This window comes from Clostridium sp. AF32-7AC, from assembly GCF_003477925.1.
GTDB classification, from domain to species: Bacteria; Bacillota; Clostridia; order Lachnospirales; family Lachnospiraceae; genus Otoolea; species Otoolea fessa.
In genome coordinates this window covers 1-11,351 of the sequence record NZ_QUEG01000018.1, presented here as the reverse complement: position 1 = coordinate 11,351, position 11,351 = coordinate 1, and the positions used below count along the sequence as shown (strand labels likewise).

Annotated in this window: 12 protein-coding genes and 1 tRNA gene; 11 read left to right on the top strand and 2 right to left on the bottom strand. The window is 47.5% G+C overall.

Annotated features, from left to right (window positions below):
• The first annotated feature begins 83 nt into the window (after positions 1-83).
• From DWZ45_RS14345 to DWZ45_RS14305, 9 genes are all read left to right on the top strand, one after another.
• A complete protein-coding gene (locus DWZ45_RS14345; protein WP_118469523.1) occupies positions 84-371 on the top strand; it encodes a hypothetical protein in 288 nt (95 codons plus the stop codon).
• Positions 372-373: 2 nt separating this feature from the next.
• Positions 374-598: a hypothetical protein gene (locus DWZ45_RS14340; RefSeq protein WP_107001488.1), complete on the top strand. Its 225-nt coding sequence runs from the start codon at positions 374-376 to the stop codon at positions 596-598.
• Between the two features lie 664 nt (positions 599-1,262).
• Positions 1,263-2,486: a tyrosine--tRNA ligase gene (gene tyrS / locus DWZ45_RS14335; protein WP_118469522.1), complete on the top strand. Its 1,224-nt coding sequence runs from the start codon at positions 1,263-1,265 to the stop codon at positions 2,484-2,486.
• A 301-nt stretch (positions 2,487-2,787) separates the two neighbouring features.
• On the top strand, positions 2,788-3,705 hold the full coding sequence (locus DWZ45_RS14330; RefSeq protein ID WP_118469521.1) for a phosphate ABC transporter substrate-binding protein: 918 nt from the start codon (positions 2,788-2,790) through the stop codon (positions 3,703-3,705).
• A gap of 197 nt (positions 3,706-3,902) precedes the next feature.
• Positions 3,903-4,841, top strand: coding sequence for a phosphate ABC transporter permease subunit PstC (pstC, locus tag DWZ45_RS14325; protein WP_022359893.1), 939 nt, complete (start codon positions 3,903-3,905; stop codon positions 4,839-4,841).
• The gene (pstA, locus tag DWZ45_RS14320; RefSeq protein WP_118469520.1) at positions 4,831-5,706 is read left to right on the top strand and encodes a phosphate ABC transporter permease PstA; all 876 of its coding nucleotides are present in this window, start codon (positions 4,831-4,833) and stop codon (positions 5,704-5,706) included. The genes pstC and pstA overlap by 11 nt, the downstream gene beginning before the upstream one ends.
• 21 nt (positions 5,707-5,727) lie before the next feature.
• Entirely contained in the window at positions 5,728-6,483 is a 756-nt protein-coding gene (gene pstB, locus DWZ45_RS14315) for a phosphate ABC transporter ATP-binding protein PstB (RefSeq protein ID WP_118469519.1), read from the top strand.
• Positions 6,484-6,587: 104 nt separating this feature from the next.
• A complete protein-coding gene (gene phoU, locus DWZ45_RS14310) occupies positions 6,588-7,250 on the top strand; it encodes a phosphate signaling complex protein PhoU (protein ID WP_118469518.1) in 663 nt (220 codons plus the stop codon).
• A 107-nt stretch (positions 7,251-7,357) separates the two neighbouring features.
• Entirely contained in the window at positions 7,358-7,960 is a 603-nt protein-coding gene (locus DWZ45_RS14305; RefSeq protein ID WP_118469517.1) for a DedA family protein, read from the top strand.
• A 33-nt stretch (positions 7,961-7,993) separates the two neighbouring features.
• On the opposite strand, the gene DWZ45_RS14300 is transcribed toward DWZ45_RS14305, so the two are convergent.
• On the bottom strand, positions 7,994-8,893 hold the full coding sequence (locus DWZ45_RS14300) for an MBL fold metallo-hydrolase (protein ID WP_182426689.1): 900 nt from the start codon (positions 8,891-8,893) through the stop codon (positions 7,994-7,996).
• A 75-nt stretch (positions 8,894-8,968) separates the two neighbouring features.
• A tRNA-Arg gene (locus DWZ45_RS14295) sits at positions 8,969-9,040 on the bottom strand.
• A gap of 120 nt (positions 9,041-9,160) precedes the next feature.
• Here DWZ45_RS14295 and DWZ45_RS14290 point away from each other — a divergent pair.
• On the top strand, positions 9,161-9,946 hold the full coding sequence (locus DWZ45_RS14290; protein ID WP_118469515.1) for a hypothetical protein: 786 nt from the start codon (positions 9,161-9,163) through the stop codon (positions 9,944-9,946).
• 170 nt (positions 9,947-10,116) lie between these two features.
• The gene (gene queA / locus DWZ45_RS14285) at positions 10,117-11,142 is read left to right on the top strand and encodes a tRNA preQ1(34) S-adenosylmethionine ribosyltransferase-isomerase QueA (protein ID WP_107001497.1); all 1,026 of its coding nucleotides are present in this window, start codon (positions 10,117-10,119) and stop codon (positions 11,140-11,142) included.
• Positions 11,143-11,351 lie beyond the last annotated feature (209 nt).

The following is an 11,351-nucleotide window of genomic DNA, read 5'->3' as shown; positions in this document are numbered from 1 at the left end:
ATGATATAGTACCTTTATACATAGTTTGATTATAAAAATATTACCTTATATAAGGAACACTATCTTTTTTTAATGGAAGTTTTTTGAAAATTAGAATTTCTTCTATATTGAATGAAGAACAAAAAAAACAGGTCAATATTAAGTTGTTCTTTTTCTTAATTGCTATTATATTGTCTGGTACAATAGTAATAGAACCAGTAGCTGATTTGAAGTTGCATGCACCGTATTTTGAAGAAGATGATATAGTCAAAAAAAATAACTTTTTTGTAAAGACAGAAAACGGGTATGAATTATATATGAATGGTACATATATAGGAACATTGGATGAAATACCAAATGAATTAAAGAATATTAATATTAGGAGGAAATAAAAATGAAAAAAACGATCAGAATTTTAGCAGTAATAATTGCTATGACATGTATTTTTTCAGGGACTGCGTTTGCACAAGAGAAAGAGGTGGCTGTTGAAAAATCGAGTTCAATAGCTAGAGCAGATGTTATAAAATATGTTTATAAAGTTGAAAACGGGAAATTATATAGAAGATTATATAATTATTCTAAGGATACGTGGCTGGGAGATTGGGAACTGTGTGACTAAAGTAATAATATGATAATTATATTTAATAAATATGTACACTCCTTTTTACGCTTTGAATTTAAAGTAATGTAAAAATTTTATAGCGTGAAGTTTGAAGTTGAGAAATTGCCTTGACAAATAATAAATTTCGCTTATAATACAGAATATACTCAATAACCTTACAAAGGCAATGAAGGGAACAAGTAGAGATCCGCAGGAGAGCGCACAGAAAGCAGCCGGATGATGAGAGGCGCGCGTGAACAGGATATTCGAATACATCCCGGAGCTTCGCACCGAAGAATCTAAAATCGGATCCGATGAAAAGGCTGCGTGGAAAATGTGCGGCGGTTGATTTGGTAGGCTGCGACGTGAGAGACACACGTTATCCGGTCACGGTATCAGAGGGTACCGGCAGAGGCAGATGGGCGCGAGCTGTCTGCGAACAAAGGTGGTAACACGGGAATTTTGCCCCGTCCTTTTTGGAGGACGGGGCTTTTTTATTTTATAGAAAAATGTGTCTTGTGAAATCACAGACGTTCCAAAGTACCTTTATTGTTCTGTTTTGAGAATGATTTTCGGAGAGAAAATAAAGGATGAATCGGATGTATTTTTGAAAAAAGGAATCCCGTGGAGAAGCAAAACGAGTAAGCAAAATTATTTTTTATAAAAAGGAGTAAACAGGAAAATGCAGATTTACGAAGAATTAGTAGCCAGAGGTCTGATCGCCCAGGTTACAAACGAAGAAGAGATCAAAAAACTGGTCAATGAAGGAAAAGCCATTTTCTATATCGGTTTTGACCCGACCGCAGACAGCCTTCATGTAGGTCATTTCATGGCACTGTGCCTGATGAAACGTCTGCAGATGGCAGGCAACAAGCCGATCGCATTACTTGGCGGCGGCACCGGCATGATCGGCGATCCGTCCGGACGTACGGATATGCGCCAGATGCTGACACCGGAGACGATCCAGCATAACTGCGACTGCTTCAAAAAGCAGATGAGCCGTTTCATCGATTTCTCCGATGACAAGGCGCTCTTAGTCAACAACGCAGAGTGGCTGATGAATCTGAATTATGTAAACTTACTGCGCGAGGTTGGACCGCATTTCAGTGTCAACCGCATGCTGACTGCTGAGTGCTACAAGCAGAGAATGGAGAGAGGTTTAAGCTTCTTAGAGTTCAACTACATGATCATGCAGAGCTACGATTTCTACATGCTGTACCAGAAATACGGCTGCAACATGCAGTTCGGCGGCGACGATCAGTGGAGCAATATGTTAGGCGGTACCGAGCTGATCCGCAGAAAGCTTGGCAAGGACGCACACGCGATGACCATCACCCTGCTGTTAAACTCCGAGGGCAAGAAGATGGGCAAGACCCAGTCCGGCGCTGTATGGCTGGATCCGAACAAGACCTCCCCGTTCGAGTTCTACCAGTACTGGAGAAACGTCGCTGACGCGGACGTATTAAAATGCCTGCGTATGCTGACCTTCCTGCCGCTTGAGCAGATCGATGAGATGGACAAATGGGAAGGCAGCCAGTTAAATACTGCAAAAGAGATCCTGGCTTACGAGCTGACCAAGCTGGTACACGGCGAGGAAGAGGCTGAGAAGGCACAGGCAGCAGCGAAAGCACTGTTTTCCAGCGGAAATGCAGCGAATATGCCGACCTACGAGCTGACTGAGGATGATTTCAACGGTGATGCGATCGATATTCTCTCCATCCTGCAGAAATCCGGTCTGGCTCCGTCCCGTTCCGAGGCAAGAAGAAATGTCGAGCAGGGCGGCGTATCTGTAGACGGAAACCAGGTAAAGGATGTTAAGGCAGTCTTTACGAAGGATCAGCTTTCCGGCGAAGGAATGGTTGTCAAGAGAGGTAAGAAGAACTTTAAGAAGGTTGTTTTAAAATAAGTGGAGATGTTCCGCCAGAATCTTCACCCCATACAAATCAGAATCACGCCGCCGGCGATCTCTGCCGGGCTTTCAAGCGAAGCCCGGAGAGATGTCCGGCGGCGGTTCCGATCATGGAGAGAAGCAGAGCAAATCCGAAACCATATCTTACATTCACTCCCACAAAAATTACCCAAATTTTACATAAACGATACCAAAATATGATTTCTGTAAATCCAGGAATCTTTTATACTGCGTACTGTAAGAAATCAAGGATAAAAAACTCTGAGAGAAAAAAGAGAGAGGAAAGAGGAATTTTATTATGAAGAAAAATGTTCAGAAAACAATCGCAGTATTAGGAGCAGCCGTTCTGGCAACTGGAATGATAGGATGTGGTTCCAGCAATACAAATACAAGTGCAGCAGACACAAGCGCAGACAGCAGTGCAGCTGAAAGTGGTGCAGCAGCAGATACAACCGAGAACAGCGCAGATGCAAAAAATTTGAGTGGTTCTATCACCCTGGCAGGTTCCACTTCAATGGAAAAATTTGCCAATGCACTGGCAGAAACGTTCATGGAGAAATATCCGAACGTGACCGTACAGGCTGAATTTACCGGCTCTTCCGCAGGTATCGAGTCCGTGCTGGCAGGTCAGTGTGATGTCGGTGATTCTTCCAGAGCATTAAAGGATGATGAGAAAGCAAAAGGTGCTGTTGAAAATATCGTAGCCATCGATGGTATCGCCGTTGTCGTTGACCCGTCCAACGCTGTAGATGGTCTGAGCAAGGATGACCTGACCGGCATTTACGACGGAAGCATCACAAACTGGAAGGATGTAGGCGGCAGCGATATGCCGATTGTCGTAGTCGGACGGGAAGCAGGTTCCGGTACTAGAGGCGCATTTGAGGAGCTGCTGGGTCTGGAAGATGCCTGCAAATATGCAAACGAGCTGGATTCCACCGGTGCAGTTATGGCAAAAGTAGCATCTACACCGGGTTCCATCGGATACGTTTCCCTGGATGTAGTCGATGATACCGTTAAGGCAGTTAAACTGGATGATGTAGAGCCGACGGAGGAGAACATCAAGGCAGGCAGCTATTTCTTAAGCCGCCCATTCGTTATGGCAACCAAGGGAGAAATTTCTGAGCAGAACGAGCTGGTACAGGCTCTGTTTGACTATGTATACTCTGCAGAAGGCGATGACCTGATTAAATCTGTAGGCCTGATTACTACGAAGTAAGAAACTGCATCGGAATTTGTGAATGTGGATAAAATTACCGGTGGAAACCGGTAAGGATAGAAAAATCAGAAATTCACGAATACACATAATATTGAATAGATTCAAATAATATCGAGTCGCTTGCAGTCAAGCCGCAGAAAGGAAACTCTGCTTTGACCGAAAGCGGCTCGCTGTTCAATCCGAGACAGGAGAGACATATGCACGAAAAGAAATTTACCATTTTTGGAAGCCATGCCACGAAATCAGCGGTAGAGAGGGCAGCGGAAATTATTTTTACCGCCTGCGGCCTGCTGGCGGTGGTGGCAGTTTTTTCAATTACCTTATACATGATTATCAGCGGTACTCCGGCACTTTTTAAGGTGGGGGTTCCGGAAATCTTATTTGGAACCGTCTGGAAGCCGACTGGAAATCCGGCGTCTTTCGGAATCCTCTACGTTATTTTAACCTCCATCGTCGGAACCTTTCTGGCGATCCTGATCGGTGTTCCGATTGGGCTGTTTACCGCCATCTTTCTGGCAGAGGTTGCACCGCCGAAGGTAGCGGCAGTGGTCCGCCCGGCAGTTGAGCTTCTGGCAGGTATTCCGTCGGTTATCTACGGACTCTTAGGAATTTTGATTTTAAATCCCCTGATGTATAAGCTGGAAATGAAAATCTTTGCCGGTTCCACGACGCATCAGTTTACCGGCGGTGCGAACCTGATATCGGCGGTTCTGGTTCTGGCAATCATGATTCTTCCGACCGTCATCAATATCAGCGAGGCGTCGCTTAGGGCAGTCCCGAAACATTTAAAAAGCGCATCGCTGGCGCTGGGTGCAACGCATATCCAGACGATTTTCAAAGTAATCGTTCCGGCAGCGCACTCCGGCATCATCACGGCGGTGGTTTTAGGCTGCGGACGTGCGATCGGGGAGGCAATGGCGATCAGCCTGGTATCTGGAAGTTCAGTCAATCTGCCGCTTCCATTTAACTCCGTCCGTTTCCTGACAACCGCGATCGTGGCGGAAATGTCTTATTCAGAGGGACTTCACCGGGAAGTGCTCTTTACCATCGGTCTGGTGCTGTTCGTATTTATCATGTTTATCAACACGGTGCTCAGCCGGATGTTTGTGAAGGAGGGCGGCGCAAATGACCGATAATGGAATGAAAAGTATTTACCAGAAGCGCACCCGCATCGGGGACAATATCTTAAAAGTGCTGATTTATCTGGCAGCTGGCGTGGCGATCGCGCTGTTAGTTGGCATCATGGGGTATGTGTTTGTGCGCGGCCTGCCGCAGGTTTCCTGGCAGCTTCTGTCCACGGTGCAGAGCTCCCTCAAGGGCACCTTTGGTATTCTGGGAAATATCATCAACACGATTTACATCATTGTAATTACCCTTATCATTGCAGCGCCGATCGGAATCGGCTCCGCCATTTATCTGAACGAATACGCAAAACCGGGAAAACTGGTGCGGACGATTGAATTTACAACTGAGATCCTGTCCGGTATTCCGTCGATTATTTTTGGCTTGTTCGGTATGGTCTTTTTCGGAATGACGCTGAAGCTGGGCTATTCGGTTCTGACCGGATCCTTCACGCTGACCCTGATGGTGCTTCCGCTGATTACGCGGAACACACAGGAAGCACTCAAAACCGTTCCGGACAGCTACCGCAGCGGCGCATTGGGAATCGGTGCAACGAAATGGTATATGATCCGGACGATCCTGCTGCCGAGCGCGGCACCGGGTATTCTGACCGGCGTCATCCTTTCGATTGGCCGTATCGTGGGCGAGTCGGCGGCGCTTCTGTTTACTGCCGGAAGCGGCTTCCAGCTTCCGAAAAACCTGTTTGGAAAACTGTTTGAGTCGAGCGGCACGCTGACCATCCAGCTCTACCTGTCGATGCAGAAAGCAAAATACGATCAGGCGTTTGGAATCGCGGTCGTGCTTCTGATTATCGTGCTGGGAATCAACCTGCTGACGAGATTTTTGACCAACCGGTTTGATGTGACAAAATTAAAATAAAGTAAAAAATGAGGAAATGATATGGAGACAAAAATTTCTACGTCGGATTTGAATCTGTACTATGGAAACAATCATGCATTAAAAAATATCAATCTGGATATATATGAAAATCAGATCACAGCGTTTATCGGACCGTCCGGCTGCGGTAAGTCTACCTATTTAAAAACATTGAACCGCATGAACGATCTGGTGCCGAATGTAACAATCAATGGAAAGGTGTGGATCGACGGCGAGGATATCTATGATCCGAAGGTTGATACGACGCTTCTTCGCAAGAAGGTCGGCATGGTATTTCAGCAGCCGAACCCATTTCCGATGAGTATTTATGACAATATCGCGTATGGACCGCGGATTCACGGCATTAAGGGAAAAGCAGAGCTGGACGCGATTGTGGAGAAGAGTCTGCGCGGCGCGGCCCTGTGGGATGAGGTCAAGGATCGCTTGAAACGTTCTGCACTGGGACTTTCCGGCGGACAGCAGCAGCGTCTCTGCATCGCGCGTGCGCTGGCGGTTGAGCCGGAGATTCTCCTGATGGATGAGCCGACCTCGGCACTGGACCCGATTTCCACGCTGAAAATCGAGGATCTGATGGGCGAGCTTAAGAAGAATTATACCGTTGTCATCGTTACTCACAATATGCAGCAGGCGACCCGTATTGCGGACTATACGGCATTTTTCCTGGTGGGAGAGGTAGTCGAGTATGCACCGACGACGGATCTGTTCTCGCATCCGCGGGAGAAGAAGACGGAAGACTATATTACCGGACGGTTTGGATGATAGGCGTAAGATTGAGGATTTAAAAATAAGTAGAAAATCAGTTTACTGTTCAGAAGTGGAAAATTTCTGGGCAGAAAACAGGGGAGATGGAGAGGAGATACGGGATGGCGACGAGAGAGGTATTTATACAGGAGTTAGAAGGGCTGAATCAGGAATTGAACGTGATGAGCCAGATGGTGCAGGATGCGATTGACAGTAGTTTTCAAGCGCTTACCGAGCATAATGAAGAGCTGGCACAGAAGGTCATCAAAGGAGACCGGGATGTGGACAATATGGAGCGAAAGATCGAGACACACTGCCTGATGCTGATGTTAAAGCAGCAGCCGGTTGCCAGTGATCTGCGCCATATCTCGACGGCGCTGAAGGTTGTGACCGATCTGGAGCGGATGGGTGATCAGGCGGCGGACATAGCCGATTTGTCCCTGCGTTTGGAGGATGCAGATATTAGTCTTGTAAGCAAACATCTTCCGGCCATGGTGGCAAATGTGAAAACGATGGTAAAGGATGCGATTCACGCGTTTACCCAGCGTGACACCGAGACGGCGGAGATATTCGAACAGAGGGATGACCTGATCGATGCCTTCTTTGAGCGGGTAAAACGGGAAGTGATTGAGTTTCTGAAAAAAGACGGGGATAAATCCGATGTGGCAGTCGATCTTTTGATGGTTGCTAAGTATCTGGAGCGAATCGCGGATCACGCGGTCAATGTATGCGAGTGGACAGAGTTCTCGGATACGGGGGCCGTGGGGGATGTGATGATTCTCTAGGTTTAATTAAAATCCGGGCATGAAAAATGAAAATTAGATGCCTGGATTTTTTCCGTTCCGCATAAAATAAATAGAATATGTGGAAATAACGTGGAGTGCGATATATCATGCGTGATATAGTGCTGGAACTTTTAAGTTCATACGGATATGTGGGAATGTTTGCCCTGATTTTAATTGAGAATTTGTTTCCGCCGATCCCGTCGGAAGTGATTTTAACCTTTGGTGGATTTATGACGACATATACACGGATGAATATAGCCGGGGCAGTTCTGGCAGCGACGGCGGGCTCGGTGCTGGGGGCGCTGATTCTGTATGAGCTGGGGCGGCATATTCCCGTGCAGAAGTTTTATGCATTTTTGGGCGGGGCATGGGGAAAACGGCTGGGAGTAGAAGTGGAAGATGTAAAAGATGCAGACGGATGGCTGGAGAGAACGGGACGGTCAGCCGTCTTTTTTTGCCGGTTCGTTCCGATCATCCGAAGCCTGATCTCGATTCCGGCGGGGATGGCAAAGATGGAACTGCTGCCGTTTCTCCTTCTGACAACAGCGGGCAGTCTTATCTGGAATACGGTACTCATCGGAGCCGGCGCGGTGGCGGGGGCATCGTGGGAACGTATTCTGGTGCTGTTAAAAACATATTCCCGCTTCGCCGTGATGGGAGCGGGAATCTTGGGATTTGCGGTGGCGTGTGTGTATTTTCGGAAACGATAACAACAGGAGAGTGAAAATTCATGCAGAAAGAGTTTATTCATTCAAGTAAAAATATATCGTGTCATTCTTTACTTCCAGCCGTGCCGTCCCATCGATCACCAGCTGTTCCAGATATGGGCGCAGGTGGCGTTCCTGACGGATGAGCTGGTCGTAGGTACCGATGTGCATTCCGATCAGGCGTCGGCTTTCCTGATAAAATTCATCACGCGTCATTGGTCTCTGCAAAAGCTTTGCCAGCTCTGCGAGACGCAGACGGACAAGATCCATATTTTTGTCCGCCAGTTCCCGGATATTGCCATCAAATGGACCTTTGTGCGATAAAATCCAGTGCTGGTAAGGCAGTTTTGTGATTGCTTCCTTGCTTTCCAGATCCAGACCGACGTGGTCGCAGTATGGAAGCTTGACGTGACGCAGGACATTTTCGGTTAAAAGCGCGTCTCCGGCAAAGCAGACGCCGTCCGGTGTGCCGATGACGATGTGGTCGAGGGAATGCCCTGGCAGATGGTGAACCGGGAAGGTTACGCCGCAGAGTGTCACGGAAGTATCCTCCGGCTGGATGATACAGTCAACCGGGCAGCGCTGCTCGGTGTCGATGGAAATCTTTTCCTCCTCGGAGCGCCCGAAATAATTGGTATACCGTTCCAGCGCCGCCTGGGAGGCGATCAGCCCGGCTTCGCCAAGCGACATAGCCAGTGGAATCTGAAAGGCTTCGCGCAGGCGTTTGCTGTTTCCATGATGGTCGATGTGCGCGTGGGAAACGATCAGCCCCGCCGGGGTCAGCCCGGCGTCTTTCAGAGAGCCGACCAGCTCGTCATATTCCTTTGAGTAACCATTGTCAAACAGGATGCAGCGGGTGTCGTCGATGCGGTAGACGCCGATGGCTGTTTTGCCAAGCAGGCAGTCTGTATTTCCAGAAACGTGTATGAGTTCCACGGGAAGAGTCCTCCTTTTATCATGAATAACGCAAAAAGCGACGGCTGAGATATCTCCGCTGTCGCTTTTTAAGAATGCGTCTGATAGGAATCGAACCTACGCCTCAGGCTCCGGAGGCCGGCGCTCTATCCACTGAGCTACAGACGCATTACTTGTATGATACTATAATATTTAGAAAATTGCAAGTTTTTTTTCGGAAATACCGCTTGCCGAGTAACCAAATCGCCGCTATAATATTAACAATCGAATAAGTCAGGAGGCGGTCGGGTGGGAGAACCGAAAAAGAAACCGGGACGCAGCCGGAAGAACGGAACGGACTGGGAACTGCGCCGCTATGTGATGCTGCTTGCGGCGGTGATTGTATTGATTCTGATTGGCGCGGTGGCGATGTTTTCCGGGAAAATAACAAACATTCTGGGGAAAAAGGATGGCTTACCGGCAGAAATGGTGGATACAGGCGGATCTGGAATGGTGATTGAGCCGGACACGAAAGAATATATTCAGGACTTTGGCGGATGTATTCTGACAGAGAATGGCGAGCCGGGGATCACAGAGCTGATGAATACTTATTTTCAGGCGGTTTCCGACTGTGATATGGATACGTTTGTGAAGTTGTTTACCTCACAGGATACGAGTGAGGAAGAACACTACCGTCAGGAATTTGAAGAACAGAAGCAGTACATTTCCGGGTACCAGAATGTGAAATGTTATACGACACCGGGACTTAGGGACGGCGAGATGGCAGCGTATGTGTATTATGAGATTTTGTATACGGGCGTGGAGACACCGGCACCGAGTCTGGTGCGGATCTATGCGATCCGGGCGGAGGACGGAAGCTGGCAGATCGATGACGGGAAAATGTCCGAAGAGCTGACGCAGTATTTTGAAGAGCTGTCGGTCAATGAGGATGTGCGCCTTCTCAGCAAGCAGACGGATGAAGCAATGGATGCGGCGATGGAGCAGGATGAGGCGTTGAAAGAGCGCGTGGAATTTATGAAACAGGGCGCGTCGTATATGCGGGATGAGACAGAACCGGCTGCGTCAAATCCTTAAAATGCTTTATTGAATTCGTCTGGCTGGAAAAATAAAGTTTTTAAGGTATGGAAAGCTGAAAAGCGGATATGCCGTAGTATGGAGAAATGGCTGATAGTATATAAGATATAAAATCGATTGATTTATAAAAAGTGAAAGTACAGATATAGAAAGACAAAGAGGCACAAAGAATGGATGTAAAAGATTTTTATTATGATTTACCACAGGAGTTAATTGCACAGGATCCGCTGGAAGATCGTTCTTCTTCCCGGCTTTTAGTGCTGGATAAAAAGACGGGTGAGATGCAGCATAAGGTGTTTAAGGATATTGTCAATTATCTTCATCCGGGCGATTGCCTGGTGATCAATGACACAAAGGTTATCCCGGCGCGTCTGATCGGAAGCAAGGAGGGAACGGATGCACACATCGAGATTCTTCTTCTGAAACGCCGTGAGAACGATATCTGGGAGACGCTGGTAAAGCCGGGCAAAAAGGCAAAGCCGGGAACCGTAATTAATTTTGGCGATGGTTTGTTAAAAGGAACCGTCATTGATGTGGTAGAAGAGGGAAATCGTCTGATTCAGTTCTCCTATGAGGGGATCTTCGAGGAGATTCTTGACCAGCTTGGTCAGATGCCGCTTCCACCGTATATTACACACCGTCTGAAAGATAAAAACCGTTATCAGACCGTTTATGCAGAACATGAGGGATCCGCGGCTGCTCCGACTGCCGGACTTCATTTTACCAAGGAACTGCTGGCACAGATTCAGGAGATGGGAGTGAAGATCGCGCATGTGACACTCCATGTGGGTCTGGGAACCTTCCGACCGGTCAAGGTTTCAAATGTTTTAGATCATCATATGCATTCGGAGTTTTACCGCATCGAAGAAGACGCTGCTAATATGATTAATGAGACGAAGAAAAATGGCGGACGCATTATCTGTGTCGGTACGACAAGCTGCCGGACGCTGGAATCCGCAGCAGCCGAGGACGGCACGATCCGCGCATGCAGCGGCTGGACGGACATTTTCATTTATCCAGGCTACCAGTTCAAGATTCTGGACTGCCTGATCACAAACTTCCACCTGCCGGAGTCCACGCTCGTCATGCTGGTATCCGCACTGGCAGGCAGAGAACATGTGCTCACGGCGTATGAAGAGGCGATCCGGCAGAGATATCGGTTCTTTAGTTTTGGGGATGCTATGTTTATCCAGTAGAGAAAAGGGATGTATGAAAAAGACTCATAGTGAAAGGCTATGGGGCTTTTTATTTCGAAAAATGTTTGAAAAACGGCACACCGCGTTCTCGTTACTTTAGTGATGAGTTAGGTGCGCCAAATTTTTTATCAAGATACAGAACTAGCGTTTGCTAAGTGTGGGGGCATATGGTATAATATAAACATGGAAAAAGATATATTTACTATTAA